Here is a 25500-nt window from a genome sequence, read left to right on the forward strand (position 1 = left end):
CAGAGGTTGCGTCGAATCCTGCTCAGCTGGCGGCGCGTTCGCGCTCCAGTAGCGGCCCCAGGAAGTGCCCGGTGTGCGACGCCGGATTGGCCGCCACCTCTTCCGGGGTGCCGGTGGCGATGATCAGGCCGCCCTTGGAGCCGCCCTCGGGGCCGAGGTCGACGATCCAGTCGGCGGTCTTGATCACGTCCAGGTTGTGCTCGATCACCACCACGGTGTTGCCGTGGTCGCGCAGGCGGTGCAGCACGTCGAGCAGTTGCTGGATATCGGCGAAGTGCAGGCCGGTGGTCGGCTCGTCGAGGATGTACAGGGTCTTGCCGGTATCGCGCTTGGACAGCTCGCGCGACAGCTTGACCCGCTGCGCCTCGCCGCCGGATAGCGTGGTCGCGCTCTGCCCCAGCTTGATATAGGACAGGCCGACGTCCATCAGCGTCTGCAGCTTGCGGGCGATGGCCGGCACGGCGTCGAAGAAGGCGCGCGCCTCCTCGATGGTCATGTCGAGCACCTCGGTGATGCTCTTGCCCTTGTACTTCACCTCCAGGGTCTCGCGGTTGTAGCGCTTGCCCTTGCACACGTCGCACGGCACGTAGATGTCCGGCAGAAAGTGCATCTCCACCTTGATCACGCCGTCGCCCTGGCAGGCCTCGCAGCGTCCGCCCTTGACGTTGAAGGAGAAGCGCCCCGGGCCGTAGCCGCGCGAGCGCGATTCCGGCACGCCGGCGAACAGTTCGCGGATCGGCGTGAACAGCCCGGTGTAGGTGGCCGGGTTGGAGCGCGGCGTGCGGCCGATCGGGCTCTGGTCGATGTCGACCACCTTGTCCAGGTGCTGCAGGCCGTCGAACGAGTCGTGGGCCGCGGCCTCCAGGCTGGTGGCGCCGTTCAGCGCGGTGGCGGTGAGCGGGAACAGGGTATTGTTGATCAGCGTCGACTTGCCCGAGCCGGACACCCCGGTGACGCAGGTGAGCAGGCCGACCGGAATCTCCAGGTCGACATTGCGCAGGTTGTTGCCGCGCGCGCCCTTGAGCTTGAGCTGCTTCTTCCTGTCGCGTGGGGTGCGGGTGGCCGGGTAGCGGATCTTCTCGCGGCCGGACAGGTACTTGCCGGTCAGCGAGTCGGCATGCGCCATGACCTCGTCCGGGGTGCCCTCGGCGACGATGCGCCCGCCATGCACGCCGGCGCCGGGGCCGATATCCACCACGTAGTCGGCCAGGCGGATGGCGTCCTCGTCGTGCTCGACCACGATCACCGTGTTGCCCAGGTTGCGCAGGTGGGTGAGGGTGCCGAGCAGGCGCTCGTTGTCGCGCTGGTGCAGGCCGATGCTGGGCTCGTCGAGGATGTACATCACGCCTACCAGGCCGGCGCCGATCTGGCTGGCCAGGCGGATGCGCTGCGCCTCGCCGCCGGACAGGGTGTCGGCGCTGCGATCCAGGGTCAGGTAGTCGAGGCCGACGTTGACCAGGAACTGCAGGCGCTCGCGGATTTCCTTGAGGATCTTCTCGGCGATCTCGCCGCGGCGGCCGGTGAGGTGCAGGGCGCCGAAGTAGTCGCAGGCGTCGCCCACCGGCAGGCCGCTGACCGCAGGCAGGGTCTTCTCGCCGACCCAGACGTGGCGCGCCTCGCGGCGCAGGCGGGTGCCGCGGCAATCCGGGCAGGGCTGGGTGCTGAGGAACTTGGCCAGCTCCTCGCGCACGCTGGCCGACTCGGTTTCGCGGTAGCGTCGCTCCAGGTTGGGGATGATGCCCTCGAAGGGGTGCGAGCGCTTGACGATATCGCCGCGGTCGTTGAGGTACTTGAAGTCGACGTTCTGCGCGCCGCTGCCGAACAGGATCACCTTCTGGTGTTCGGCGGCCAGGTCGTCGAACGGCTGCTCCAGGCTGAAGCCATAGTGCGCGGCCAGCGAGCCGAGCATCTGGAAGTAGTAGACGTTGCGCCGATCCCAGCCGCGGATGGCGCCCTCGGCCAGGGTCAGCTCGCCATTGACCAGGCGCTTGGTGTCGAAGAACTGCTTGACCCCCAGGCCGTCGCAGGTCGGGCAGGCGCCGGCCGGATTGTTGAAGGAGAACAGCTTGGGCTCCAGCTCGCTGATCGAGTGACCGCAGTGCGGGCAGGCGAAGCGCGCGGAGAAGATGATCTCCTCGCCCGGCTCATCGTCCATCGGCGCGACCAGGGCGATGCCGTCGGCCAGGCCGAGGGCCGTTTCGAAGGATTCGGCCAGGCGCTGCTGCAGGTCCTCGCGCACCTTGAAGCGGTCGACCATCACGTCGATGCTGTGCTTCTTCTGCTTGTCCAGCTTGGGCAGCTCGTCCAGCTCGTAGAGCTTGCCGTTGACCCGCGCGCGGACGAAGCCCTGGGCGCGCAGTTCCTCGAATACCGACAGGTGCTCGCCCTTGCGCTCGCGCACCACCGGCGCCAGCAGCATCAGCTTGCGCCCTTCCGGCAGGGCCAGCACCTGGTCGACCATCTGGCTGACGGTCTGCGCCTCCAGCGGCACGTCGTGGTCCGGGCAGCGCGGGATGCCGACGCGGGCGTAGAGCAGGCGCAGGTAGTCGTAGATCTCGGTGATGGTGCCGACGGTCGAGCGCGGGTTGTGCGAGGTCGACTTCTGCTCGATGGAAATGGCCGGCGACAGGCCTTCGATGGTGTCGACGTCGGGCTTCTCCATCATCGACAGGAACTGCCGGGCATAGGCCGACAGCGATTCCACGTAGCGGCGCTGGCCCTCGGCGTAGAGGGTGTCAAAGGCCAGTGACGACTTGCCCGAGCCGGACAGGCCGGTGATCACGATCAGCTTGTCGCGCGGCAGGGTCAGGTCGATGTTCTTCAGGTTGTGGGTGCGGGCCCCACGAATCAGAATCTTGTCCACTTGCAACGGCCTCGCATGGCGGGCGGAAACGGCCGAGTATAGGGCCTGCCGCCAGCCTGCGGCAAAGTGCGCGCCTGTGCCGAAGCAGCGCTGGCTGCTAGAATCGCCGGCTGGTTTTCACGGAACTTCTTCGATGCACGATCCGCACAGCGAGCGCATGAGTGGCAGCGAAACCCGCGCGGCCGGTGGCCTGGCGCTGGTATTCGCGTTCCGCATGCTGGGCATGTTCATGGTCCTGCCGGTGCTGGCCACCTACGGCATGGACCTGGCCGGCAGCACCCCGGCGCTGATCGGCCTGGCCATCGGTGCCTACGGCCTGACCCAGGCGCTGCTGCAGATTCCCTTCGGCATGCTCAGCGACCGTATCGGCCGCCGCCCGGTGATCTACGCCGGCCTGCTGATCTTCGCCGCCGGCAGCGTGCTGGCGGCCAATGCCGATTCCATCTGGGGGGTGATCGCCGGACGGATTCTGCAGGGCGCCGGGGCCATCTCGGCGGCGGTGATGGCGCTGCTCTCCGATCTGACCCGCGAGCAGCACCGGACCAAGGCCATGGCCATGATCGGCATGAGCATCGGCCTGTCGTTCGCCGTGGCCATGGTGGTCGGCCCCTTGCTGACCCGCGCCTTCGGCCTGGCCGGGCTGTTCTGGGCGACGGCGGCGATGGCGCTGCTCGGCATTGCGATCGTCGTCGGCATCGTCCCCAGGAGTGCCGGGCCCCTGCAGCATCGCGAGTCCGGTGTGGCGAAACAGGCGCTGTGGCCGACGCTCAAGCATGGCGACCTGCTGCGCCTGGATTTCGCCATCCTCGTCCTGCACGCAGTGCTCATGGCCAGCTTCGTCGCGCTGCCGCTGGCGCTGGTGGAGCAGGGCGGGCTGGCCAAGGAAGAGCACTGGTGGGTCTACCTCACCGCCCTGCTGATCGGCTTCTTCGGCATGGTGCCGTTCATCATCTACGGCGAGAAGAAGCGCCGGATGAAGCGCGTGCTGCTCGGCGCGGTGGCTGTGCTGCTGCTCTGCGAGCTGTACTTCGCCCTGTTCGGCAGCAGCCTGCGCGCGCTGGTGCTGGGCACCGTGCTGTTCTTCACCGCGTTCAACCTGCTCGAGGCCTCGCTGCCGTCGCTGGTCAGCAAGGTGGCGCCGGCCGGCGGCAAGGGCACGGCGATGGGGGTGTACTCCACCAGCCAGTTCCTCGGCGCCGCGCTGGGCGGCATCTTCGGCGGCTGGCTCTATCAGCAGACGGGCCTGAGTGGTGTGTTCATCGGCTGCGCGGCGCTCTGTGCAATTTGGCTGGCCATTGCTGTTACTATGCGCGAACCGCCGTACGTGACCAGTTTGCGCCTGCCGCTCGAAGCCGCGGCCCTGGCCGATGTCGGACTGGTCGAACGCCTGAAGGCTACGCCTGGAGTGGCGGACGCCGTGGTGGTGGTCGACGAAGCGGCCATCTATATCAAAGTGGACACCCAACAAGTGGATCGCCCGTCTCTGGAGCGCCTGATCGTATCGGCGCCCGCGGCGTGCGGAGCCTAGGAGAACGTTATGGCCCGTGGGGTTAACAAAGTCATTCTGGTCGGTACCTGCGGCCAGGACCCGGAAACACGCTACCTGCCCAGCGGCAACGCAGTGACCAACCTGAGCCTGGCCACCAGCGAGCAGTGGACCGACAAGCAGACCGGGCAGAAGGTCGAGAAGACCGAGTGGCACCGCGTCGCCCTGTTCGGCAAGGTCGCCGAGATCGCCGGCGAGTATCTGCGCAAGGGCTCGCAGGTCTATATCGAGGGCAAGCTGCAGACCCGCGAGTGGGAGAAGGACGGCATCAAGCGTTACACCACCGAGATCATCGTCGACATGCAGGGCACCATGCAGCTGCTTGGCGGTCGTCCGAGTGGTGACGACAGCGGCGCGCCGCGCCAGTCGCGCCCGGCGCCGCAGCGCGAGCAGCAGGCCCCGCGTCAGGAGCGCCCGGCTCCGCAACAGCAGGCCCAGCCTGCGCCGGACTACGACAGCTTCGACGACGACATCCCGTTCTAAGCGGCGCGGCCTCTAGCCTATGCGAATGCGCCTGATGCTGCTGGGCGGCGGTAGCGCCCTGGGGCAAGCGCTGATCCGTCTCGGCGCCGAGGAAGACATCGGCTTCCTCGCGCCCAGGCCACCGGAATCGGGTTGGGACGCCACCAGCCTGACCCAGTTGCTCGACGATACCCGACCGGATGCCCTGCTCAATCTGGCCTACTACTTCGACTGGTTCCAGGCCGAGTCGGTGGCGGAGTCGCGCCTGGCCACCCAGCAGCGCGCGGTCGAGCGGCTCGCCGAGCTTTGCCAGCATCATTCCATCGTCCTGATACAACCCTCCAGCTATCGGGTCTTCGATGGCTCGCGAGCCACCGCCTACAGCGAGAAGGAGGAGCCGCAGCCGCTGGGCCTGCGCGGCCAGGTGCTCTGGTGCCTGGAGCAGAGCGTGCGGGCGATCTGCCCGCGGCACGTGCTGCTGCGTTTCGGCTGGCTGCTCGATGACAGCCGCGAGGGCCTGCTCGGGCGCTTCCTGCAGCGTGCCGAGCGCGACGAAGCGCTGTATTTGGCGGACGATCGTCGCGGCAACCCGACGCCGGTGGACGATGCCGCGCGGGTGATCCTCGCCGTGCTCAAGCAGCTCGACTGCGAGTCGCCGCTATGGGGCACCTATCACTACGGCGGCCATGAGGCGAGCACCTCGCTGAGCCTGGGCCAGGCCGTGCTGAGCGAGGCGCGCCACTACCGCAGCAACCTGGTCGAGGAGATCCTTCCCCAGGCCCACGCCGCCCGCCCGGATGCCGCCGACGAGCCGCAGCACGCGGTGCTCGCCTGCAAGAAAATTCTTCACACCTTCGGCATCAAGCCGCGCGCCTGGCGTGCCGGCCTGCCGAGCCTGCTGGATCGCTACTACCGCCATGGCTGAAATCCTCGTAACCGGCGGTGCCGGCTTTATCGGCTCGCACCTGGTCGACGCCTTGCTGGCCGAAGGTCACGGCGTGCGCGTGCTGGACAACCTGTCCATGGGCAAGCGCGCTAACCTGCCGCTGGACCATCCGCGCCTGCGCCTGATCGAGGCCGACGTCGCCGACGCCGCGGCAGTCGAGCAGGCCGTCGCCGGTTGCTCCGCGGTGGCGCACCTGGCTGCGGTGGCCTCGGTGCAGGCCTCGGTGGATGACCCGGTGGCGACCCACCAGAGCAATTTCATCGGCACCCTCAACGTCTGCGAGGCCATGCGCCGGCACGGCGTGCGCCGCGTGCTCTATGCCTCCAGCGCGGCGATCTATGGCAACAACGGTGAAGGCCTGGCCATCGGCGAGGACACCGCCAAGGCGCCGCTGACCCCCTACGCGGCGGACAAGCTGGCCAGCGAGCACTACCTGGATTTCTACCGCCGCCAGCATGGTCTGGAGCCGGCGATCTTCCGCTTCTTCAATATCTACGGCCCGCGCCAGGACCCGTCCTCGCCCTATTCCGGGGTGATCAGCATCTTCACCCGCCGCGCCCAGCAGGGCCTGCCGATCAGCGTGTTCGGCGACGGCGAGCAGACCCGCGACTTCTTCTATGTCGGTGATCTGATCGAGTTGCTGGTGCAGGGCCTGTTCGGCCAGTACGTGGAGCAGGCGGTGAACGTCGGCTGGAACCAGGCCGTGAGTCTCAACCAGTTGCTGGCGGAGATCGGCGTGCTCTGTGGCGGTCTGCCACCGGTGAGTCATCTGTCGGCGCGCGCCGGCGATATCCGCCATTCGCGCGCCGACAACCGCCGCCTGCAGGCGCATTACCGTCTGCCGCGGCAGACGCCGCTGCGTGAGGGCCTGAGCCAGTTGCTCGGCCTGTAGCTTGGGTAAATGAAGAAAGCCGGCAGATGCCGGCTTTCTTCATTGCGTAGGCGGGCTTAGAACTTGTAGCCCAGGCCGACCATATAGACGAACGGATCGATATCCACATCGACCTTGACCTTGCCGGCTCCGGCCAGGTCAGTGGTGGCGGTGGTATCGATGTCGATGTACCAGACCGCGGCGTTGAACAGCAGGTTGTCGGTCAGCATGACGTCCATGCCGGCCTCCAGCGCCAGGCCCCAGGAGTCATCCAGGTCCAGGTTGCTGAAGCCCTGCCCCTCGCGGGTGCTGGTCAGGTCTTCGTCGAAGAAGGTGGTGTAGTTCAGGCCGACGCCGACATAGGGTTGCATCTGGCTGTCCTTGTCCAGCGGAAAGTACTGCAGCGACAGGGTCGGCGGCAGATGCTTGATGTCCGCCAGCTTGCCGTCCAGGCCGCCCAGGCCCTTGACTCCGACGCTGTGTTCGAAGGGCGTGGCGGCCAGCAGGCCGATGCCCAGATTGTCGGTCAGCATGTAGGTACCGGTGAGGCCCAGTTGGGTGTTGCTGTCCACGGTGGCCTGGCCGCCCAGGGTCGCGTCGTTGAGCTTCAGGGCGGAACTGTCTTCGCGCGGGTCGACGGTGGCGGCACCGGCGCGCACGATGATGTCGCCGGCTTGGTGGGCCTGCGCCAGGGGCGCGGCGATGGCCAGGGCCAGCAGGGAGGCGGTGAACAGCGACTTGTGCATAGTGAACTCCAATCGAGTCTCGGGTGTCTGGGTTGGAATAAATGCTAAGCCATGCATTGATCTACTCTTTGACCCAGCTCAATGGATGGAGGCGCTGCCGCGGTGTTTTGCCGATTGCTTAGAATGCGTCTCTAGATGATAATGTTTCTCTTTTTGCAGCAAGCCCGTCTGTCGAGGAACCTCTCCGCATGAATCGCTTCCCCCTCCGCTCCCTGGCCGCCGCCCTGATGCTGGCCAGCGGATCGCTGGCTGCCGCGCCCCTGGACGCCGCGCTGGACGAAAGCCAGCGCCTGGCCGCCGAAGCCAAGGCCTCCCAGGGCCGCGTCGAGCAGCTGGACGATGCCAGCCGCGAAATGCTCACCGAGTACCGCAATGCCTTGCAGCAGGCTGAGGCATTGAAAGGTTATAACAGTCAGCTGCGTGACCTGGTCGAAGCGCAGCGCCAGGAACTGGCCAGCTACCAGCAGCAGCTGGACGGCATCGAACGCACCCAGGAGGCGGTCAGCCCGCAGATGGTCAAGATGGTCGAGGTGCTCGGCCAGTTCATCGCCGCCGACCTGCCGTTCCTCCCCGAGGAGCGCGAGGATCGTCTGGCCCAGCTGCAGGATCTGCTGCCGCGCGCCGACGTCAGCCTGGCCGACAAGTACCGCCGCATCCTCGAGGCCTACCAGATCGAGAGCGACTACGGCCGCACCCTGGAAGCCTGGCGCGGCGAGCTGAGCCAGGCCGACGGCGACTCGCGCAGCGTCGAATTCCTCCGCCTGGGCCGCAGCATGCTCTATTACCAGACCCTCGACGCCCACGAGAGCGGCTGGTGGAACCCGCAGGCCCAGGCCTGGCAGGTGCTCGACGGCGGCGCGCGGCGTCCGCTGACCCAGGCCATCGCCATCGCCCGTCAGCAGCAGGCGCCCGCCGTGCTGTCCCTGCCGATCAAGACCCTGGCCGAGGAGGCCGCCCAATGAGTCGTCGTGTTGTAGCCGTACTGGCGCTCAGCCTGTTGCCGGCGCTGGCCGCCGTGGCCGAAACCCTCAGCCCCGATCAACTGTTGCAGCGCATCCGCAGCGAGCGCGCCGCCGAAGTCAGCGCCATGCAGGAGCGCGAGCAGGCCTTCCTCGCCACGCGCGGCGAGCAGGCACAACTGCTCGCCGCGGCCCGCTCTGCACTGAACCTGCAGAAGGACGAGGCCGAGCGGCTGAAGGCCGAGTTCGATCGCCAGGAAGCCGAGCTGGCCGAACAGGAAAAACTCCTGGCGCAGCGCGTCGGCCACCTCGGCGAGCTGTTCGGCGTGGTGCGCCAGAGCGCCGGCGACGTTGCCGGGCAGTGGCAGGACAGCCTGCTCAACGCCCAGTACCCCGAGCGCCTGAAGCGTCTCAAGGCACTGGCCGAGAGCCGCTCGCTGCCGTCTGCCGAAGACCTCGACGGCTACTGGATGCTGCTGCTCGAAGACCTGGCCGCCAGCGGCCGCATCGAGCGCGTGCAGCTGCCGGTGGTCGCTGCCGATGGCTCGCGCAGCGAGCAGCAGGTGCTGCGCGTCGGCGCCTTCGCGGTCTACGGCGAGGACGCCTTCCTGCGTTACGACGCCGACGCCGGCGAGCTGGTGGCGCCGCCGCGGCAACCCTCCGGTCTGGGCCAGGTCGAAGACTACCTGGACAGCCGCGACGCCCTCGCCACGCTGCCCATCGACCCCAGCCGCGGCAGCCTGCTGGCGCAGCTGCAGCAGCAGCCGACGCTGTGGGATCGCCTGCAGCAGGGCGGCCTGGTCGGCTGGGTGATAGTCCTGCTCGGCGCGCTCGGCCTGCTCCTGGCGGCCTGGCGCATGGTCTACCTGGGCCGCGTCGGCAGCGGCGTCAAGGCGCAGATGCACGACCTCAGCGCACCGCGTGGCGACAACCCGCTGGGCCGGGTGATCGGCGTGCTGGGGCCGCAGCCGCAGCTGTCCGACCTGGACACCCTGGAGCTGAAGCTGGACGAGGCGATCCTGCAGGAAACCCCGCCGCTGGAGAAGGGCCAGGGCCTGCTCAAGCTGCTCGCCGCGGTGGCGCCGCTGCTCGGCCTGCTAGGCACCGTGACCGGCATGATCGTCACCTTCCAGGCCATCACCCAGAGCGGTGGCGGCGACTCGCGGCTGATGGCCGACGGCATCTCCCAGGCGCTGGTGACCACCGTGCTGGGCCTGGTGGTGGCGATTCCGCTGCTGTTCCTGCACAGCCTGCTGGCCAGCCGTAGCAAGGGTCTGATCCAGGTGCTGGAGCAGCAGAGCGCCGGGCTGATCGCCCTGCATCTGTCGGGAGCGCCGCGCCGTGACTGATCTGTTCGCCTTCTGGTTGCACCTGGTCGACAGCGCCTACGCGTTGCTCGACTTCATGGGCGCCGGTGGCGTGGTGATGTGGGCGCTGGCCGCGCTCTGCGTGGTGTTCTGGACCCTGGTGTTCGAGCGTTTCTGGTACATGCGCAGGATTTTCCCGCGCTGGGTGCAGGAGCGCCGCGAGGCCTGGCAGCAGGTGCTGGCCGACGACACCGGCAACTGGCAGCGCGCCGTGCGCCTGGCCTGGCTGGCCCAGGCGCGCCAGCAGCTGGCCGCGCCGCTTCGCCTGAGCAAGACCCTGGTCGCGCTTTATCCGCTGCTCGGCCTGCTCGGCACCGTGCTTGGCATGATCGCGGTGTTCGACGTGCTCGCCCTCAACGGCACCGGCAACCCACGCGGCATGGCCGCCGGCGTCTGGCAGGCGACCCTGCCGACCATGGCCGGCATGGTCCTGGCCATTCCCGGATTGTTCAGCCTGGCGCGCCTCGAGCGCGAAGCCAGCCAGGCCATCGAGCGGCTGGCCGACCAGCTGCGTCACGACTGAGATCGCCCAACATGAGAATGCGTCGCCACCACCAGCAGGACGAAGACACCGGCATCGACCTCACGCCGATGCTCGACGTGGTCTTCATCATGCTGATCTTCTTCATCGTCACCAGCTCCTTCATCCGCGAGTCCGGCGTCGAAGTGCAGCGGCCGCAGGCGGAAACCGCCAACCCGCAGGACAAGGGCAATATCCTCATCGCCGTCACCGCTGACGGCCAGGTGTGGATGGACAAGCAGCCGGTGGACATCCGCAGCGTGCGCGCCCACGTCGAGCGCATGCGCGTCGACCAGCCGGAAGGCGCAGTGGTGGTGCAGGCCGACCAGGACGCACGCACCGGCCTGGTGATGCAGGTCATGGACCAGGCGCGCCTGGCCGGCGTGCAAGACGTGGCGCTGGCCGCCGGTAGCGGAGTCAACTGATGCGCCTGCCGCTGTCCTTCCTCGGCGCCTGCCTGATGGCGCTGGGCCTGTTCGCCCTGATGCTGTACATGGTCGCCCCGCCCCGCGCCAAGCCGAGCCAGGACCCGGTCAGCGTGGCCAACTTCGTGCGCATGGACGGCAACGCCAGCGAGACCGCCAGCCGCAACCGCCAGCAGGCGCCGCAACCGCCACAGCCGCAGACCCCGCAACCGCCGACGCCGCCCACTCCGCAGACGGCGACGCCGAGCGCCAAGCTGCCGGCCCTGGATATCCAGCTGCCTAGCCTGGCCAGCGGCATCGCCGTCAACAGCGCGCCGGCGCCGAGCCTGTCCGGCTTGGCCCCGGGCGCCCCGGCGCCGACGCCGCCGAGCGAGGCGGCCGAGTCCGGCGGACAGATGGGCGGCATGGAAAGCGAGGTGATGCCGCTCAACGACGTGCGCCCGGACTATCCGCGCTACGCCCTGCAGCGCGGCATCGAAGGCTTCGTCAAGCTGGCCTTCACCATCAACCGCGGCGGCAACGTGGAGAACATCCGCGTGCTGGAGGCCAACCCACGCAACGTGTTCGAACGCGAGGCGCGCCGCGCCGCCGCGCGCTGGCGCTTCGCGCCGCGCACCGAGGGCGGCCTGGCGGTGGACCGCGAAGCGGTGAAAACCCTCTACTTCCGTCTGCAAAGGAGCTGACCATGTATCGTTGGTTGTTGCTCGTGATGCTCAGCGCTGCGGCCGTGCCCGGCATGGCCCAGCAAACCATCGATCCGGCCGTGTTCCGCGCGCTCAACGCGGCGCAGGCCGCGCAGCAGAAAGGCGACCACGGCGCGGCGCGCAAGGCGCTGGAGGCCGCCGAGGCCAACAGTGGCAGCCTGGAGGAGGCGCTGATCTGGCGCAGCCAGGCCTATGTGGCCTGGTCGGCCGGAAATAACGGCCAGGCCATCGACTGGCTGGACAAGGCCGTGCACAGCGGCAAGCTGGACGAGCAGATGCTCGCCGGTGAACGCCTCAACCTGGCCAAGCTCAACCTCGGCGAGCGCCGCTTCGCCAAGGTCGTCGAGCTGCTGGCGCCGAACCAGGCCAAGGCCTCCGAGGAAGTGCTGCAGATGCTGGTACAGGCCTATCAGGGCCTGAACCAGCCGGCCAAGGCCTTGCCGCTGGCCGAGCGCTACGTGCAGGCCAATCCCAATGCCGGCGATATCTGGCTGCAGTTTTTGGTCGGCGCCAACGCCGACCTCAAGCGCTACGCCCAGGCCGAGCGCTGGCAGCGTCAGTTGCTGGCACGCCAGCCGGACGACGCCAAGGGCTGGCGCCAGCTGGCCGCGCTGCAGCAGATGGCCGGCAGCCACGACAAGGCGCTGGCCACCCTGCGTGCGGCGCACAGCAAGGGCCTGCGCTTCAGCGAGTCCGAGCTGGACAACCTGGTGCTGCTCGCCAGCGCCGCCGAGCAGCCCTGGCAGGGCGCCAAGCTGCTCGCCGGGCTGCTCGACAACGGCCTGCTGGCCAACACCGCGGCGCGTCAGGAACGCCTCGGCCTGTTCTGGTGGCAGGCGCGCGATCGCGCCGCGGCGGTGCGTGTGCTGCGCCCGCTGGCCGAGCGCAGCGGCAACGGCAAGCACTGGCTGTACGTAGCCCAGCTGGAGCTGGAACAGTCGCGCTGGCAGGCCGGCCTGGACGCGCTGGCGCGAGCCGAGCGCAGCGGCGCCGAACGCAGCAAGGTGCGTTCATGGCGGCAGTGGGCGGAGAGCGAGCTGCGTTTCGAGCAGGAAAACCGTCTGGCGGCCAACTAATCGGCGCTGCTGACGCCGGGGGCGGCCTGATTGACGCCACCCGGGCCTTCCGCGACGATCATCGGCATCCCCCACCTAGGATGCCAGCGCCATGTCCGTCCCCAGCATTCGTACCATGACCGCCGACGAGCTCGACCTCGCGATCGAGCTGGCCGCGCAGGAGGGCTGGAATCCCGGCCTGCATGATGCGGCCTGTTTCCATCGCGCCGATCCCGGAGGATTTCTCATCGCCGAGGTGGACGGGCGCCCGGCCGGTTGCATCAGCGCGGTGGCCTATGGCGCCGACTTCGGCTTTATCGGCCTGTATATCGTGCTGCCCGAGTTCCGCGGCCAGGGCATCGGCATGCGCCTGTGGCAGCACGGCATGCAGCGTCTGCGCGGCAGGGTGGTCGGGCTCGACGGGGTGCCGGCGCAGCAGGACAACTATCGCAAGTCCGGCTTTGTCCTGGCCTGGCGCAACGCGCGCTGTGCCGGGGTGGCCAGGCCGCTGGGGCGGGCGCCGGCGGCGCAGATCGAGGCAGTGAGCGCGGCGGATTTCGCCGCGCTATGTGCCGACGACCGGCGCGTGTTCCCCGCCCCGCGCGAGGCCTTCCTGCACGCCTGGCTGGCCATGCCCGACGGGCATGCGCTGCTCTGGCGCGAGGCGGGACGGCTGGCCGGGTGGGGGGTGATCCGCCGCTGTCGCGAGGGCTACAAGATCGGCCCGCTGCTGGCGGACGACGGACGGGTCGCGGCCGGCCTGTTCGACGCGCTCTGTGCCCGGGTGCCGGCGGGCGAGGCGGTGTTTCTCGACGTGCCGCTGGTCAACGCCGGGGCGCTGGAGCTGGTGCGGGCGCGGGGCATGCAGTGCGTATTCGAGACGGCGCGCATGTACGCCGGCCCCGCGCCGCAAATCGAGCTGGCGTGGGTATTCGGCATCTGCACCTTCGAACTCGGTTGAGCGAGGCGCGCCTCAGCTCTCCGGCAGCTCGTAGGCGTAGATCTTCTCTGCCGTCATCTGGTAGCCGACCTCGGCCAGCTCGCTGCTGACATGCTCGACCTTCAGCGCGCCCTCGATCCAGAACGGCTGATACAGCGCATCGAGCAGCACGCCCAGTTCGCTGGTGACATGCACGATCTGGTTCGACGGCGGCGGCGGGACATGGATGCAGGCACCGAAGTAGGGCACCAGCAAAAATTCCACCACGCGGCCTTCATCGGTCACGTCCAGCGGCACGATGTAGCCGGGTAGCTTGACCTGCTGGCCGTCGAGCTCCTTGACCACGGGGGCGGCGGGCGACTGCTGCATGGCTGCCGGGCCGGACTCGGCCAGGGCGTCGGCCAGTTGCGACAGGTCATGGATAGGTGCGGCCTCCGCCTGCTGCGGCGGTGCATCGGCCGGCACCAGTTCGGACCAGGTGAGTTCGCGCACCTCGGCGGCGGCCAGCGGCAGCGCCAGGGTCAGCAGCAGGGTGGCGAGCAGGGGGCGGGACATGGGCTACCTCTTGGGGGGATTCGCCTGCACAGTGTACAGGCGAATCGCTAGTTACAGCCGGATCGACAGCCCGTCGGCCAGCGATTGCCGATAGGCACGCCAGGCCGGCACGCTGCCCATCAGCAGGGCGGCGCCGAGAATCCCCGCCAGCAGCGTCCATTCGTAACTCGACGGGGCATTGAGCGCCAGATACAGGCCGTAGTTGGCCTGCACGTAGCCCTGGCTGGCGGCGATGCCCAGGTACAGCAACGCCAGGCCGAGCAGCGTGCCGGCCAGGGCCAGGGCGAAGGCCTCCAGCACCAGCAAGCTGGCGATATGCCAGGGCCGCGCGCCCACCGACCGCAGGATGGCCATCTCGCGACGGCGCTCGTTGAGGCTGGTCAGGATCGCCGTCAGCATGCCAATCAGGCCGGTCAGCACGACGAACAGCGAGACCACGAACAGCGCCTGTTCGGCGGTGCCCATCAGGCTCCACAGCTCCTGCAGGGCCACCCCGGGCAGGATCGCCAGCAGCGGCTCGCCGCGGAACTCGTTGATCTCGCGCTGCAGGCTGAAGGTGGCGATCTTGCTGTTCAGGCCGAGCAGCATCGCGGTGATCTGCTTGGGTTGCAGATCCATGGCGCGCGCCTGCTCGGCGCTGACCTGCGCCGCGCCGCGCGCCGGCATGCCGCTGCGCCAGTCGACGTGCAGCGCCTCCATGCCGGCCAGGGAGATATGCAGGGTGCGGTCCACCGGCGTGCCGGTGCGGGCGAGGATGCCGACCACGGTGAACGGCTTGTCTTCGTGCTTGACCAGGCTGATGCGGGCCACGCCATGGGCCAGCACGATCCGCTCGCCGAGGCCGTAGCCCAGGGCCTGGGCCACTTCGGCGCCGAGCACCACCTCGAACGGGTCCTCGGCGAAGGCGCGGCCCTGGGCCAGTTGCAGCGGCTGGCTGCGGGCGTAGCGGTAGTGCTCGAAGTAGTCGGCACTGGTGCCCATCACCCGATAGCCGCGGTGCGAGTCGCCGAGGGAGATGGGGATGGCCCACTTCACCTGACGGTGCCCGGCGAAGCGCTCGAAGCTGTCCCAGCGGATGTTGTTGGTGGCGTTGCCGATGCGGAACACCGAGTACAGCAGCAGATTGACGCTGCCCGAACGCGCGCCGACGATCAGGTCGGTGCCGCTGATGGTGTTGGCGAAGCTGGCGCGGGCCTCGGTGCGCACTCGCTCGACGGCCAGCAGCAGGCAGACCGACAGGGCGATGGCGAACACCGTGAGCAGGGCGGTGAAGCGGCGGTTGGCCAGGCTGGCCAGGGCGATGCGGATCAGATGCATCTCAGGCCTCCTGGGGTCGTGCGGCGCGGTTCAGTTCGGCCAGCGACAGGCTGCGATCGAACAGCGGCGCCAGGCTCTGGTCGTGGCTGACGAACAGCAGGCTGGCGCCGGCCTCGCGGCATTCGGCGAAGAGCAGGCGGAGGAAAGCCTCGCGGGCGTCGAAGTCCAGCGCCGAGGTCGGTTCGTCCGCGATCACCAGTTCCGGCTGGCCGATCAGCGCGCGCGCGGCGGCGACGCGCTGCTGCTGGCCGATCGACAGGGCATCGGCGCGGCGATCGAGCAGTTCCGCGCGCAGGCCGAGGTGATCGAGCAGCGCGGCGGCGGCGTCGTCGATACTGCCATGGCGCTGGCGCGCGCGTTCTGCACGCAGACGTGAGAAGCGGCAGGGCAGCTCGACGTTGTCGCGCACCGAGAGAAAGGGCAGCAGGTTGAACTGCTGGAAGATGTAGCCGGTGTGATCGACGCGAAAATGATCGCGGGCGCCGGCCGAGAGCTGGCCGAGGTCCTGGCCGAGCAGGCGGATATGCCCGCGTTCGGCCTTCTGCACGCCGCCGAGCAGGCCGAGCAAGGTGGTCTTGCCGCTGCCGCTGGGGCCCTTGAGGAACAGCGTCTCGCCGCGTTCGAGGGTGAAGTGGGGGATGTCCAGCAATTGCGCCTGGCCGGGCCAGGCGAAGCCGAGGTCGGCGAGTTCGATCAGAGCTTGGGTCATGGTCCGGCTATCGGGTGATTGATGGGCCAGCGCGTAGGGTGGACGACGCTTCACCCATCCACCATGGAGATCTCGCGGTAGATGAGAAGAGCGTCATCCACCCTACGGCTTCAGAAGTTCAGGCGCGGCTGCGCGGGCGTCAGTTCGGCGCCCTGCTGGCCGCTGGGGCCGATCAGTTGTACCTGAATCTTCTCGGTGGCGGGGAAACGTTTGAACAGTTCGCTCAGATCCAGCTGCTTCAGTTCGTCGGCCTTGGCGCAGTCGAACTGGTAGTGGGCGTGGATCTCGCTGTGCTCGCCCTCATGCTCGTCCTCGTGTTCATGTTCATGATGCGCATCGCTGTCCAGCAGTGCGCCTTCCAGCTCCGTTTCGCTGACCTTGCAGCCTCCGGCGGCCAGGGCGAACAGCGTCAGCGGCTGTTCCAGCTCGACCTTGGCGGCGGCCACCTTGGCCTTGTCGGCAGCGCTGCTGGCGGCGTGCTCGAAGCCCACCAGGTTCATCGCCGGGCTTTCCAGCTGCAGCTCCAGGGTCTTTCCGTCGAGCACGACGTTGAGGCTGGCGACGCCATGTTCATGGGCGCCGAGACTGTCTTGGCCGTGCTCGTGTTCATGGGCGTGGTCGTGTTGATGTTGGGCGGCCTGGGCGGCGGCCAGGGGCAGCAGAGCGAAGGGCAGGGCGAGCAGCAGTCGGCGCATGGGGGTCTCCGGCGCGGTTAATAGAATCGTTACGTTATAACAACTTTTATATCGGGCTGGCCAGCATCCGGACCGCATGGGAGCATGAGCGCTTCGAATGGAGGGGTGGTTATGGTGCGTATACGCGGGCGGATCGGTGACTGGCCGGTGGATCTGACCCTGGAACTGGATGCCGAGGATTGGGCGCGCCTGGCGGGTGGGCTGACCGCTGCGCCTGTGGCCGAGGCGACTGCGCCGGTTGCCGCGGCGGTGGCAGGCGACGCGCTCTGGCAGACCGCGCTGCAACTGGTGCGCGACGCCGGCCAGGTGGAGGGGCCGCGCCTGCTCGGACAACTGGCCGCGCTGGCCGGGGGCGAGGCCGCGGGCAAGCGCCTGCTGGTGCGCCTGCGCCACTGCGCGCAGATCCGCATGGAAACCGGCGCCGATGCGCCGATCTATCACTGGCAAGAGCAGCTGTAAGCCACAAGCTGCAAGTAAGAGCGAGTAGGGTGGACAACGCGAAGCTTGTCCACCGCTTGCCGGCGTCGCCGATCACGCCAGGGGGTGGAAAACGCTACGCGGTTCTCCACCCTACGGCTTGAGGCCTGCCGCTGCTGTCAGTAGATCGCCTGATACAGCTTGCGGCGGTAGGTGGTGACCAGCGGATGGTCGCCGCCGAGCAGGTCGAACACCTGCAGCAGGGTCTTGTGCGGCAGGCCGTCCTGGTAGCTGCGGTTGCGCACGAACAGCTTGAGCAGTGCCTCCAGCGCCGGTTCGTACTGCTGGCGCGCCAGTTGCTGCACGGCCAGTTGATAGGCCGCCTCGTCGTCGCCGGCGTCCTGGGCCAGGCGGCTTTTCAGCGTGGCCACCTCCGGCAGGTCAGCGGCCTGACGCAGGAAGGTCAGTTGCGCCTTGGCGCCGGCCAGCGCCTGCTTGTGTTCGTCGCCCTTGACCGCATTCAGCACCGCCTCGGTTTCGCCCAGCTCGCCGCGCTCGGCCAGGCAGCGCGCATAGAGGATCAGCGCCGCGGCGTTCTCGTTGTTTTCCGTGAGGATCTGCTTGAGCAGCGCCTCGGCGTCGGCGAAGCGGCCCTCGGCGAACAGCGCCTGAGCGGCCTCCAGCGGGTCGGCGGCGGCCGGCGCCGGCTCGGCCACATGGGGTTTGAGCATCTCGCGAATCGCCGCCTCCGGCTGGGCGCCGGCGAAACCGTCCACCGGCTGGCCGTCCTTGAACAGCACCACGGTGGGCAGGCTGCGGATGCCAAAGCGCATGACGATGTCCTGCTCGATATCGCAGTTGACCTTGGCCAGCAGCAGCTCGCCGGCGTACTCCTCGGTGATCTTCGCCAACATCGGCATCAGCGCCTTGCACGGCGCGCACCATTCGGCCCAGAAGTCCACCAGCACCGGCTTGTGAAAGGAGTTCTCGATCACCAGCTGTTCGAAGTTGGCGGCGCCGGAGATGTCGAAGATGTAGGGGGAATCGCTCATGGTCGGTCTCGAAAGGGGCGTGAATGCATCTATTAATGCGGGCGCCGGGGCGCGGTTACAAGGGGCGCTCGGCGTAGTACAGGCTGACCTGGCGGAATTCGCTCGGCTCGGCCAGATCCGGCCAGGTGCAGCCATCGAGCAGCGCCAAGCGGCGGTACAGCGGGTGGCGGAAGTCCTTGACCCGCGAGTCGGCCACCAGTGCCTGGCGCCCGCGGCTGAGGAAATGATCCAGCAGTGGCAGGTTGGCGCGGTCGTAGAGCACGTCGGCCACCAGGATCAGGTCGTAGCGGTCGGCCTCGGCGAAGAAATCCGCCGAATAACTCAGCGTGACGCCGTTGAGCTCGGCATTGGCGCGACAGGCGGCCAGGGCCAGCGGGTCGAGGTCGCAGGCCACCACCTCGGCGGCGCCGGCCCTGGCCGCGGCGATGGCGGCCACGCCACTGCCGGCGCCGAAGTCCAGCACGCGCTTGCCGCGCACCCATTCGGGGCGCGCGGCCAGCCAGCGCGCCAGCACCAGGCCGCTGGCCCAGCAGAAGCACCAGTAGGGCGGCTCCTCGAGGATGCGCCGGGTCTCCTCGGGGCTGAAGGCGCGGTCCATATTGCCGGCGTCGATCAGCCACAGGGCGATATCGCTGCCGGGCAGCCTCTCGGCCACCAGGCGGGCGTCGCCGAGCAGTTCGCTCAGGGCGCCTTGCAGGGATGCCGGGGCGCTCATGGTGCCGGTACCAGGCGCAGCGGGCCGAGGTCACGGTTCTGCGGGGCGGCGATGGTTTGTGCCGGCAGGCGCTGGACCAGGCGCCCGGACTGGCTGACGCGGCCGCGCAGTTCGACCCGGCGATCCAAAGGAAAGGCCTCCGGCGCGAAGGGCAGGGCGAAGCGCAGGGGGCTGCCGTCGCCGCGCAGCTGCAGGCTGCTGAGCAATTGACCGGGCCGCCCACGCGCATCGACCACCAGCAGTGCCAGTTCCACCTCCGCGCCGGCGGCAACCCCCAGCAGCTCGCCGCGCAGGCTGGGCTGGTGGCTGGCCGGCGCCGCGGGTTCGGCGGCAGGCGCCGCGGCCGGGCTGGCGGGCGCCGGCGGCGGGGCGACGGGGGCGCTGCCGCAGGCGGTCAGCAGGCCGCACAGGGCAAGCGAAAAAAGGGCGTGGCGTCTGTTCATGAGCTTCGGTCAAGTCGATGGCGCGGGCGTCTGTATAGCGCAAAGCCGGCGGCTTGTCTTGAGGCCGCGATGCGCTACCATGGCGCCTTCGCCGCCACCTGCCAGCGTCTGCCATGCACTGTCCCTTCTGCGCCGCCAACGACACCAAAGTCATAGATTCGCGCCTGGTCGCCGAGGGCGACCAGGTGCGCCGCCGCCGCGAGTGCCTGGCCTGCGGCGAACGCTTCACCACCTTCGAGACCGCCGAGCTGGTGATGCCGCGCCTGATCAAGCAGGACGGCAGCCGCCAGCCGTTCGACGAGGACAAGCTGCGTGCCGGCATGCAGCGCGCGCTGGAGAAGCGCCCGGTGAGCGTCGAGCGTCTCGAGGAAGCCATCGCCCGGATCAAGCAGCAGCTGCGCGCCACCGGCGAGCGCGAGGTCAAGTCGCTGGTGCTCGGCGAACTGGTGATGAGCGAGCTGCACAAGCTCGACGAGGTCGCCTATATCCGTTTCGCCTCGGTGTATCGGCGCTTCCAGGATCTCAACGAGTTCCGCGAGGAAATCGAGCGCCTGGCCCGCGAGCCGTCGAAAAGCCGATGAGCCCCTGCGATCACGCCTTCATGGCGCGCGCCCTCGAGCTGGCGCGCAAGGGCCTGTATTCCACCCATCCCAATCCGCGCGTCGGCTGCGTCATCGTGCGTGACGGGCGCATCGTCGGCGAAGGCTGGCATGCCCGTGCCGGCGAGCCGCATGCCGAGGTGCACGCGTTGCGCCAGGCCGGCGAGCTGGCGCGTGGTGCCACCGCCTACGTCACCCTGGAGCCCTGCAGTCACCACGGGCGTACGCCGCCCTGCGCCGATGCGCTGATCGCCGCCGGCGTCGGCAGGGTAGTGGCGGCCATGCAGGATCCCAATCCGCAGGTTGCCGGCAATGGCCTGCGGCGCCTGGCCGAGGCCGGTATCGAGGTGCTGGCGGGCGTGCTGGAAAGCGAGGCGCGCGCGCTCAATGCCGGCTTCATCAAGCGCATGGAAACGGGGCTGCCGCTGCTGCGGGTCAAGCTGGCGATGAGTCTGGATGGGCGCACTGCCATGGCCAGCGGCGAGAGCCAGTGGATCACCGGCCCGGCCGCGCGCGCGGAGGTGCAGCGCCTGCGGGCCCAGGCCAGCGTGGTGCTGAGTGGCGCCGACACCGTACTGGCCGATGACGCCCGGCTCACCGTGCGCCCCGACGAGCTGGGCCTGGGCGCCGAGCTGACGGCCCTGGCGCAGCGCCGCCCGCCCTTGCGCGTGCTGGTCGACGGGCGCCTGCGCGTACCGCTGGACAAGGCGTTCTTCCAGGTCGGGCCGGCGCTGGTGGCGACCTGCGCCGCTGCGCTCGCTCGCGACCGCTATCGGGAGGAAGGCCACGAACTGCTCGCCGTGCCCGGCAGCAATGGCCATGTCAACCTGCGCAGGCTGCTCGAGGAGCTGGCCGCGCGGGGTGCCAACGAGGTGCTGGTCGAAGCCGGACCGCGTCTGGCCGGCGCCTTCGCCCGCGCCGCGCTGGTGGATGAGTACCGCATCTTCATGGCGCCCAAGTTGCTTGGCTGCAACGCCCGGCCGCTGCTCGACCTGCCGCTCAATCGGATGGCCGAGGCGCCGGAGTTGCAGATTCTCGATATCCGCGCCGTGGGCGACGACTGGCAGATCACCGCGGTGCCCAAGCCGTAGTTTGCCGCTGGGCGCAGCGAAGCCCAACCGGGAGCGCGCCGCGCCCCGCCCGGCGATCTTGGCATTCTCCACGATCCCGGCGATCCCCACGCCCATGTTGGGCTTGGTCGCAGGCTCCTTAGCCCAACCTGCCGACGGCAGGTCGACACGGCGTCCCCCTGGGGTCATGCGGTGCGGCGATAAATATGGTAAAACGCCACTCGGCCGGGCGACTGGCCGCAACGTTCTCAGGGCGGGGTGGAATTCCCCACCGGCGGTAATGGCGGATTCTGCCTAGCCCGCGAGCGCTCGTTTCGGCGAGGTCAGCAGACCCGGTGCGATTCCGGGGCCGACGGTATAGTCCGGATAAAGAGAGAGCGGGATTCCCTCCTCGGGCGCCGCGTGCGCGTCCGTGAAATCCCTATCGATCGGCATTGCCCTGTTTTTGACCAAAACAGGAGTTCATCCATGCTGTGCATCATCTTCACGCCAGGTTCGGAGGGCGCATGTTCACCGGCATAATCGAAGCCATCGGCAGCATCCGCGCCATGACCCCCAAGGGTGGCGACGTGCGTCTCTACGTGGCCACCGGCAAGCTCGACCTGGGCGACGTCAAGCTCGGCGACAGCATCGCGGTCAACGGCGTGTGCCTGACCGCGGTGGAGCTGCCCGGCGACGGCTTCTGGGCCGACGTCAGCCGCGAGACCCTGGCGCGCACCGCCTTCGTCGACCTCAAGCCCGGCAGCGCGGTCAATCTGGAAAAGGCCCTGACCCCCACCAGCCGCCTCGGCGGCCATCTGGTCAGCGGCCATGTCGACGGCGTCGGCGAGGTTGTCTCTCGCGCCGATAACGCTCGTGCCGTGCAGTTCAGGGTGCGCGCGCCGCGCGAGCTGGCCAAGTACATCGCGCACAAGGGCTCGATCACCGTCGACGGCACCAGCCTGACCGTCAACGCGGTGGACGGCGCCGAGTTCGAGCTGACCATAGTGCCGCACACCCTGGCCGAGACCATCATGGTCGACTACCAGGCCGGGCGTAAGGTCAACCTCGAGGTCGACCTGCTGGCGCGCTACCTGGAGCGCCTGCTGCTCGGCGACAAGGCCGCCGAGCCCAAGGCCTCAGGCCTGACCGCAAGCTTTCTCGCCGAACACGGCTACCTGAACAAGTGAGACGCGCCGCCATGGCCCTGAATACCGCAGAAGAACTGATCGAAGACATCCGCGCCGGCAAGATGGTCATCCTCATGGATGACGAGGACCGCGAGAACGAGGGAGATATCATCATCGCCTCCGAGTGCGTCACCGCCGAACATATCAACTTCATGGCCCGCTTCGCGCGGGGGTTGATCTGCATGCCGATGACCCGCGAGCGCTGCGAGCTGCTCAAGCTGCCGCTGATGGCGCCGCGCAACGGCTCCGGTTTCGGCACCAAGTTCACCGTCTCCATCGAGGCGGCCGAGGGCGTGACCACCGGCATCTCCGCCGCCGACCGCGCGCGCACCGTGCAGGCCGCGGTGGCGAAGAGCGCGGTGGCCGAGGATATCGTCAGCCCCGGCCATATCTTCCCACTGATGGCCCAGCCCGGCGGCGTGCTGGCGCGTGCCGGCCACACCGAGGCGGCCTGCGACCTGGCGCGTATGGCCGGCTACGAACCTTCCGGGGTGATCTGCGAGATCATGAACGACGACGGCACCATGGCCCGTCGCCCGGAGCTGGAGGCCTTCGCCGAACAGCACGGCCTGAAGATCGGCACCATCGCCGACCTGATCCACTACCGCCTGATCCACGAGCGCACCGTCGAGCGCATCAGCGAGCAGCCGCTGGATACCGAGCTGGGCCAGTTCAATCTGGTCACCTACCGCGACGCGGTGGAAGACACCGCGCACATGGCGCTGACCCTGGGCAGCATTTGCGCCGAGGAGCCGACCCTGGTGCGGGTGCACAACATGGACCCGCTGCGCGACCTGTTCCTGGTCAACCAGCCGGGACGCTGGAGCCTGCGCGCGGCCATGGCCGAGGTGGCCAAGGCTGGCAGCGGCGTGGTGCTGCTGCTGGGTAACCCATTGACCGGCCCGGAGCTGCTGGCCCACCTCGGCCGCCAGCAACCGGCGACCCCGGCCACCTACAGCACGGTGGGCGCCGGCTCGCAGATCCTGCGCGACCTCGGTGTGCGCAAGATGCGCCTGCTGAGCTCGCCGATGAAGTTCAACGCGATATCCGGCTTCGATCTCGAGGTTGTAGAATACCTGCCGGCTGACTGACAGCGGCCCGAAGGGCCAAAGCTGATGACCCTCTCCCATTTATGGGAGAGGGGAGCAAAGCCCGCTCCCCAGGGAGCACGAATTTTATTTTTCGGAGCGCACCGCCGCCCCGGCTCTTTAACCCATGTGAGACCCGTCATGACCCTGAAGACCATCGAAGGTACCTTCATCGCCCCGCAGGGCAAATACGCCCTGGTGGTGGGCCGTTTCAACAGCTTCGTCGTCGAGAGCCTGGTCAGCGGCGCCATCGACGCGCTGGTCCGCCATGGCGTGAGCGAGAGCGACATCACCATCATCCGCGCCCCGGGTGCCTTCGAGATTCCGCTGGTCACCCAGAAGGTCGCCCAGCGCGGCGAGTTCGCGGCGATCATCGCCCTCGGCGCGGTGATCCGTGGCGGTACTCCGCACTTCGAATACGTCGCCGGCGAGTGCACCAAGGGCCTGGCCCAGGTCTCCATGGAGTACGGCGTACCGGTCGCCTTCGGCGTGCTGACCGTCGATTCCATCGAACAAGCCATCGAACGTTCCGGCACCAAGGCAGGTAACAAGGGTGCCGAAGCTGCGCTGTCTGCCCTGGAAATGGTCAGTCTGCTGGCGCAGTTGGAGGCCAAGTGAGCAACTCCGGTAACGGCCAGCCGGCCAAGAAGGGCCCCAGCGGCAAGATTCTCGCTCGCCGCGAGGCCCGCACCCTGGCCATGCAGGCCCTGTACTCCTGGCATATCGCCGGCCAGCCGCTGAACGAGATCGAAGCGCAGTTTCGCGTCGACAACGACTTCAGCAAGGTCGACGGCGCCTACTTCCACGAGATCCTGCACGGCGTGCCGCGGCAGAAGACCGAGCTGGACGAGGCCTTCACGCCGTTGCTCGACCGCCCGCTGGAAGAGATCGATCCGGTCGAGCTGGCCATCCTGCGCCTGTCCACCTACGAGCTGAAGAACCGCGTCGACGTGCCTTACAAGGTGGTGATCAACGAAGGTATCGAGCTGGCCAAGGTGTTCGGCGCCACCGACGGGCACAAGTTCGTCAATGGCATCCTCGACAAGTTGGCGCCCAAGCTGCGTGCGGCCGAAGTCAACGCTAACAAGCGTTGAGGTCTGTCCGGATGCTTGATTTACGCTCTTGCGAGCTCGAGTCCTGCAAGGCAGAAGTAGGCGAGCAAGCGCAGTGTGCTGCTGTGCTGTCGCTAATGAGCATGACTCGCTTCGCTCGCCCCTTCGGGGCCGCACCTAAGTGCGTTAGCCGCAAGCGGCTTTGCGAACCTGCTGCTAACGCAGCAGGGCCGACGCGCAGCGGATCGTTGCCAGCCCATGGGTGAGTTCGAGCTGATCCGCCACTACTTCGCCGCCGCCCCCTGCGCCCAGGGCGGCGACGGCGTGGTCCGCGGTATCGGCGACGACTGCGCGCTGCTGGCCTTGGCCGCCGGCGAGCAGCTGGCGGTGTCCACCGACAGCCTGGTCGCCGGGGTGCATTTCCCCGATCCCTGCGATCCCTTCCTCCTCGGACAGCGCGCACTGGCGGTGTCGACCAGCGACCTGGCCGCCATGGGCGCCACGCCGCTGGCCTTTACCCTGGCCCTGACCCTGCCGACCGCCAGCGAAGCCTGGCTGGCGGCTTTCGCGCGCGGCCTGCAGGCCATGGCGCAGAGCTGTGCGCTGACCCTGGTCGGCGGCGATACGACCCGCGGCCCGCTGAGCCTGACCCTGAGCGTATTCGGTCGGGTGCCGGCCGGTCAGGCGCTGACTCGCTGTGGCGCGCGGGTCGGTGATCTGCTCTGCGTCGGCGGCAGCCTCGGCGATGCGGCCGGTGCGTTGCCGCTGGTGCTGGGTCAGCGCGAGGCGGCCGCCGAGATCGCCGAACCGCTGCTGGCGCGCTACTGGTCGCCGCAGCCGCAGCTGGCGCTGGGCCAGGCCCTGCGTGGGCGGGCGACGGCGGCGCTGGATATCTCCGACGGCCTGCTTGCCGATTGCGGGCATATCGCCCAGGCGTCGGGCGTCGCCCTGCAGGTGGAGTCGGCACGTCTACCCTTGTCCGCGGCGCTGCGCGCCTTCGCCGGCGAGCAGCAGGCACTGGCCTGTGCGCTGAGCGGTGGCGACGACTACCGCCTGGCCTTTACCCTGCCGCCGGCGCTGCTCGCGGAGGTGCAGGCCGAGTGGCCCGAGGTGCAGGTCATCGGCCGTGTGCTGGCCGGTAGCGGCGTGCAACTGCTGGACGCGCAGGGGCGGGCCATGCTGTCGCCGCGCGGCGGCTACCAACATTTCTGACAG

Annotated in this window: 28 protein-coding genes and 1 riboswitch; of the genes, 19 read left to right on the plus strand and 9 right to left on the minus strand. The window is 68.5% G+C overall.

Annotated features, from left to right (window positions below):
- Positions 1-22 precede the first annotated feature (22 nt).
- Positions 23-2863, minus strand: a complete 2841-nt coding sequence (uvrA, locus tag ACUTAF_RS00290; protein ID WP_445578103.1) for an excinuclease ABC subunit UvrA — start codon at positions 2861-2863, stop codon at positions 23-25.
- A 133-nt stretch (positions 2864-2996) separates the two neighbouring features.
- On the opposite strand from uvrA, the gene ACUTAF_RS00295 reads away from it, so the two are divergent.
- Genes ACUTAF_RS00295 through ACUTAF_RS00310 form a run of 4 tightly spaced genes read left to right on the plus strand, consistent with a single transcriptional unit; the run spans position 2997 to position 6709 of the window.
- Entirely contained in the window at positions 2997-4391 is a 1395-nt protein-coding gene (locus ACUTAF_RS00295) for an MFS transporter (RefSeq protein ID WP_445578104.1), read from the plus strand.
- 9 nt (positions 4392-4400) lie between these two features.
- Positions 4401-4892: a single-stranded DNA-binding protein gene (locus ACUTAF_RS00300; RefSeq protein WP_445578105.1), complete on the plus strand. Its 492-nt coding sequence runs from the start codon at positions 4401-4403 to the stop codon at positions 4890-4892.
- A gap of 19 nt (positions 4893-4911) precedes the next feature.
- Positions 4912-5796: a sugar nucleotide-binding protein gene (locus tag ACUTAF_RS00305; protein ID WP_445578106.1), complete on the plus strand. Its 885-nt coding sequence runs from the start codon at positions 4912-4914 to the stop codon at positions 5794-5796.
- The gene (locus ACUTAF_RS00310) at positions 5789-6709 is read left to right on the plus strand and encodes an NAD-dependent epimerase/dehydratase family protein (protein WP_445578107.1); all 921 of its coding nucleotides are present in this window, start codon (positions 5789-5791) and stop codon (positions 6707-6709) included. The genes ACUTAF_RS00305 and ACUTAF_RS00310 overlap by 8 nt, the downstream gene beginning before the upstream one ends.
- A gap of 56 nt (positions 6710-6765) precedes the next feature.
- On the opposite strand, the gene ACUTAF_RS00315 is transcribed toward ACUTAF_RS00310, so the two are convergent.
- A complete protein-coding gene (locus tag ACUTAF_RS00315) occupies positions 6766-7434 on the minus strand; it encodes an OmpW/AlkL family protein (RefSeq protein ID WP_445578108.1) in 669 nt (222 codons plus the stop codon).
- Positions 7435-7622: 188 nt separating this feature from the next.
- Between ACUTAF_RS00315 and ACUTAF_RS00320 the strand changes: the two genes are divergently transcribed.
- The 7 genes from ACUTAF_RS00320 to ACUTAF_RS00350 all read left to right on the plus strand — a co-directional run bounded on the left by ACUTAF_RS00320 (position 7623) and on the right by ACUTAF_RS00350 (position 13425).
- A complete protein-coding gene (locus ACUTAF_RS00320; RefSeq protein WP_445578109.1) occupies positions 7623-8396 on the plus strand; it encodes a DUF3450 domain-containing protein in 774 nt (257 codons plus the stop codon).
- Positions 8393-9742, plus strand: coding sequence for a MotA/TolQ/ExbB proton channel family protein (locus ACUTAF_RS00325; protein WP_445578110.1), 1350 nt, complete (start codon positions 8393-8395; stop codon positions 9740-9742). The genes ACUTAF_RS00320 and ACUTAF_RS00325 overlap by 4 nt, the downstream gene beginning before the upstream one ends.
- On the plus strand, positions 9735-10283 hold the full coding sequence (locus ACUTAF_RS00330) for a MotA/TolQ/ExbB proton channel family protein (protein WP_445578111.1): 549 nt from the start codon (positions 9735-9737) through the stop codon (positions 10281-10283). Before ACUTAF_RS00325 ends, ACUTAF_RS00330 begins: the two co-directional genes overlap by 8 nt.
- Before the next feature lie 11 nt (positions 10284-10294).
- The gene (locus tag ACUTAF_RS00335; RefSeq protein WP_445578112.1) at positions 10295-10705 is read left to right on the plus strand and encodes an ExbD/TolR family protein; all 411 of its coding nucleotides are present in this window, start codon (positions 10295-10297) and stop codon (positions 10703-10705) included.
- A complete protein-coding gene (locus ACUTAF_RS00340; RefSeq protein ID WP_445578113.1) occupies positions 10705-11388 on the plus strand; it encodes a TonB family protein in 684 nt (227 codons plus the stop codon). Before ACUTAF_RS00335 ends, ACUTAF_RS00340 begins: the two co-directional genes overlap by 1 nt.
- Before the next feature lie 2 nt (positions 11389-11390).
- Complete coding sequence (locus ACUTAF_RS00345) at positions 11391-12485, plus strand: tetratricopeptide repeat protein (protein ID WP_445578114.1); 1095 nt, start codon at positions 11391-11393, stop codon at positions 12483-12485.
- Between the two features lie 91 nt (positions 12486-12576).
- A complete protein-coding gene (locus ACUTAF_RS00350; protein WP_445578115.1) occupies positions 12577-13425 on the plus strand; it encodes a GNAT family N-acetyltransferase in 849 nt (282 codons plus the stop codon).
- A 12-nt stretch (positions 13426-13437) separates the two neighbouring features.
- On the opposite strand, the gene ACUTAF_RS00355 is transcribed toward ACUTAF_RS00350, so the two are convergent.
- The 4 genes from ACUTAF_RS00355 to ACUTAF_RS00370 all read right to left on the minus strand — a co-directional run bounded on the left by ACUTAF_RS00355 (position 13438) and on the right by ACUTAF_RS00370 (position 16680).
- Positions 13438-13959: a DUF3299 domain-containing protein gene (locus ACUTAF_RS00355; protein WP_445578116.1), complete on the minus strand. Its 522-nt coding sequence runs from the start codon at positions 13957-13959 to the stop codon at positions 13438-13440.
- A 51-nt stretch (positions 13960-14010) separates the two neighbouring features.
- Entirely contained in the window at positions 14011-15276 is a 1266-nt protein-coding gene (locus tag ACUTAF_RS00360) for an ABC transporter permease (RefSeq protein ID WP_445578117.1), read from the minus strand.
- A gap of 1 nt (position 15277) precedes the next feature.
- On the minus strand, positions 15278-15985 hold the full coding sequence (locus ACUTAF_RS00365; protein WP_445578118.1) for an ABC transporter ATP-binding protein: 708 nt from the start codon (positions 15983-15985) through the stop codon (positions 15278-15280).
- Between the two features lie 110 nt (positions 15986-16095).
- Positions 16096-16680: a DUF2796 domain-containing protein gene (locus ACUTAF_RS00370; protein WP_445578119.1), complete on the minus strand. Its 585-nt coding sequence runs from the start codon at positions 16678-16680 to the stop codon at positions 16096-16098.
- Between the two features lie 111 nt (positions 16681-16791).
- Between ACUTAF_RS00370 and ACUTAF_RS00375 the strand changes: the two genes are divergently transcribed.
- Entirely contained in the window at positions 16792-17139 is a 348-nt protein-coding gene (locus ACUTAF_RS00375) for a hypothetical protein (RefSeq protein WP_445578120.1), read from the plus strand.
- Between the two features lie 137 nt (positions 17140-17276).
- Here the strand turns inward: ACUTAF_RS00375 and trxA are convergent, their stop codons facing one another.
- The 3 genes from trxA to ACUTAF_RS00390 are packed head-to-tail and all read right to left on the minus strand — an operon-like array spanning position 17277 to position 19307.
- Positions 17277-18149, minus strand: coding sequence for a thioredoxin (trxA, locus tag ACUTAF_RS00380; RefSeq protein ID WP_445578121.1), 873 nt, complete (start codon positions 18147-18149; stop codon positions 17277-17279).
- A gap of 55 nt (positions 18150-18204) precedes the next feature.
- Positions 18205-18864, minus strand: a complete 660-nt coding sequence (locus ACUTAF_RS00385) for a class I SAM-dependent methyltransferase (protein ID WP_445578122.1) — start codon at positions 18862-18864, stop codon at positions 18205-18207.
- Entirely contained in the window at positions 18861-19307 is a 447-nt protein-coding gene (locus ACUTAF_RS00390; protein WP_445578123.1) for a YbaY family lipoprotein, read from the minus strand. Before ACUTAF_RS00390 ends, ACUTAF_RS00385 begins: the two co-directional genes overlap by 4 nt.
- Positions 19308-19420: 113 nt before the next feature.
- Here ACUTAF_RS00390 and nrdR point away from each other — a divergent pair, with 113 nt between their 5' ends.
- The 7 genes from nrdR to thiL all read left to right on the plus strand — a co-directional run bounded on the left by nrdR (position 19421) and on the right by thiL (position 25497).
- Complete coding sequence (nrdR, locus tag ACUTAF_RS00395) at positions 19421-19888, plus strand: transcriptional regulator NrdR (RefSeq protein WP_445578124.1); 468 nt, start codon at positions 19421-19423, stop codon at positions 19886-19888.
- The gene (gene ribD, locus ACUTAF_RS00400; RefSeq protein WP_445578125.1) at positions 19885-20997 is read left to right on the plus strand and encodes a bifunctional diaminohydroxyphosphoribosylaminopyrimidine deaminase/5-amino-6-(5-phosphoribosylamino)uracil reductase RibD; all 1113 of its coding nucleotides are present in this window, start codon (positions 19885-19887) and stop codon (positions 20995-20997) included. Before nrdR ends, ribD begins: the two co-directional genes overlap by 4 nt.
- Positions 20998-21216: 219 nt before the next feature.
- Positions 21217-21359: riboswitch (FMN riboswitch) on the plus strand.
- A 123-nt stretch (positions 21360-21482) separates the two neighbouring features.
- Entirely contained in the window at positions 21483-22145 is a 663-nt protein-coding gene (locus tag ACUTAF_RS00405; RefSeq protein WP_445578126.1) for a riboflavin synthase, read from the plus strand.
- 11 nt (positions 22146-22156) lie between these two features.
- On the plus strand, positions 22157-23236 hold the full coding sequence (gene ribBA, locus ACUTAF_RS00410) for a bifunctional 3,4-dihydroxy-2-butanone-4-phosphate synthase/GTP cyclohydrolase II (RefSeq protein ID WP_445578127.1): 1080 nt from the start codon (positions 22157-22159) through the stop codon (positions 23234-23236).
- Between the two features lie 138 nt (positions 23237-23374).
- A complete protein-coding gene (gene ribH, locus ACUTAF_RS00415) occupies positions 23375-23851 on the plus strand; it encodes a 6,7-dimethyl-8-ribityllumazine synthase (RefSeq protein ID WP_445578128.1) in 477 nt (158 codons plus the stop codon).
- The gene (gene nusB / locus ACUTAF_RS00420) at positions 23848-24327 is read left to right on the plus strand and encodes a transcription antitermination factor NusB (protein WP_003463208.1); all 480 of its coding nucleotides are present in this window, start codon (positions 23848-23850) and stop codon (positions 24325-24327) included. Before ribH ends, nusB begins: the two co-directional genes overlap by 4 nt.
- 216 nt (positions 24328-24543) lie before the next feature.
- Positions 24544-25497, plus strand: a complete 954-nt coding sequence (thiL, locus tag ACUTAF_RS00425; protein ID WP_445578129.1) for a thiamine-phosphate kinase — start codon at positions 24544-24546, stop codon at positions 25495-25497.
- Positions 25498-25500: the final 3 nt, after the last annotated feature.

It is taken from the genome of Pseudomonas sp. SP16.1, assembly GCF_052682975.1.

What these genes read in the sequence shown, in the direction of transcription:
- ACUTAF_RS00295 (WP_445578104.1), top strand. Translation starts at nt 2,997, where the DNA reads ATGCACGATCCGCACAGCGAGCGCATGAGTGGCAGCGAAACCCGCGCG.
- ACUTAF_RS00300 (WP_445578105.1), top strand. Translation starts at nt 4,401, where the DNA reads ATGGCCCGTGGGGTTAACAAAGTCATTCTGGTCGGTACCTGCGGCCAG.
- ACUTAF_RS00305 (WP_445578106.1), top strand. Translation starts at nt 4,912, where the DNA reads ATGCGAATGCGCCTGATGCTGCTGGGCGGCGGTAGCGCCCTGGGGCAA.
- ACUTAF_RS00310 (WP_445578107.1), top strand. Translation starts at nt 5,789, where the DNA reads ATGGCTGAAATCCTCGTAACCGGCGGTGCCGGCTTTATCGGCTCGCAC.
- ACUTAF_RS00315 (WP_445578108.1), bottom strand. Translation starts at nt 7,434, where the DNA reads ATGCACAAGTCGCTGTTCACCGCCTCCCTGCTGGCCCTGGCCATCGCC.
- ACUTAF_RS00320 (WP_445578109.1), top strand. Translation starts at nt 7,623, where the DNA reads ATGAATCGCTTCCCCCTCCGCTCCCTGGCCGCCGCCCTGATGCTGGCC.
- ACUTAF_RS00325 (WP_445578110.1), top strand. Translation starts at nt 8,393, where the DNA reads ATGAGTCGTCGTGTTGTAGCCGTACTGGCGCTCAGCCTGTTGCCGGCG.
- ACUTAF_RS00335 (WP_445578112.1), top strand. Translation starts at nt 10,295, where the DNA reads ATGAGAATGCGTCGCCACCACCAGCAGGACGAAGACACCGGCATCGAC.
- ACUTAF_RS00340 (WP_445578113.1), top strand. Translation starts at nt 10,705, where the DNA reads ATGCGCCTGCCGCTGTCCTTCCTCGGCGCCTGCCTGATGGCGCTGGGC.
- ACUTAF_RS00345 (WP_445578114.1), top strand. Translation starts at nt 11,391, where the DNA reads ATGTATCGTTGGTTGTTGCTCGTGATGCTCAGCGCTGCGGCCGTGCCC.
- ACUTAF_RS00350 (WP_445578115.1), top strand. Translation starts at nt 12,577, where the DNA reads ATGTCCGTCCCCAGCATTCGTACCATGACCGCCGACGAGCTCGACCTC.
- ACUTAF_RS00355 (WP_445578116.1), bottom strand. Translation starts at nt 13,959, where the DNA reads ATGTCCCGCCCCCTGCTCGCCACCCTGCTGCTGACCCTGGCGCTGCCG.
- ACUTAF_RS00360 (WP_445578117.1), bottom strand. Translation starts at nt 15,276, where the DNA reads ATGCATCTGATCCGCATCGCCCTGGCCAGCCTGGCCAACCGCCGCTTC.
- ACUTAF_RS00365 (WP_445578118.1), bottom strand. Translation starts at nt 15,985, where the DNA reads ATGACCCAAGCTCTGATCGAACTCGCCGACCTCGGCTTCGCCTGGCCC.
- ACUTAF_RS00370 (WP_445578119.1), bottom strand. Translation starts at nt 16,680, where the DNA reads ATGCGCCGACTGCTGCTCGCCCTGCCCTTCGCTCTGCTGCCCCTGGCC.
- ACUTAF_RS00375 (WP_445578120.1), top strand. Translation starts at nt 16,792, where the DNA reads ATGGTGCGTATACGCGGGCGGATCGGTGACTGGCCGGTGGATCTGACC.
- trxA (WP_445578121.1), bottom strand. Translation starts at nt 18,149, where the DNA reads ATGAGCGATTCCCCCTACATCTTCGACATCTCCGGCGCCGCCAACTTC.
- ACUTAF_RS00385 (WP_445578122.1), bottom strand. Translation starts at nt 18,864, where the DNA reads ATGAGCGCCCCGGCATCCCTGCAAGGCGCCCTGAGCGAACTGCTCGGC.
- ACUTAF_RS00390 (WP_445578123.1), bottom strand. Translation starts at nt 19,307, where the DNA reads ATGAACAGACGCCACGCCCTTTTTTCGCTTGCCCTGTGCGGCCTGCTG.
- nrdR (WP_445578124.1), top strand. Translation starts at nt 19,421, where the DNA reads ATGCACTGTCCCTTCTGCGCCGCCAACGACACCAAAGTCATAGATTCG.
- ribD (WP_445578125.1), top strand. Translation starts at nt 19,885, where the DNA reads ATGAGCCCCTGCGATCACGCCTTCATGGCGCGCGCCCTCGAGCTGGCG.
- ACUTAF_RS00405 (WP_445578126.1), top strand. Translation starts at nt 21,483, where the DNA reads ATGTTCACCGGCATAATCGAAGCCATCGGCAGCATCCGCGCCATGACC.
- ribBA (WP_445578127.1), top strand. Translation starts at nt 22,157, where the DNA reads ATGGCCCTGAATACCGCAGAAGAACTGATCGAAGACATCCGCGCCGGC.
- ribH (WP_445578128.1), top strand. Translation starts at nt 23,375, where the DNA reads ATGACCCTGAAGACCATCGAAGGTACCTTCATCGCCCCGCAGGGCAAA.
- thiL (WP_445578129.1), top strand. Translation starts at nt 24,544, where the DNA reads ATGGGTGAGTTCGAGCTGATCCGCCACTACTTCGCCGCCGCCCCCTGC.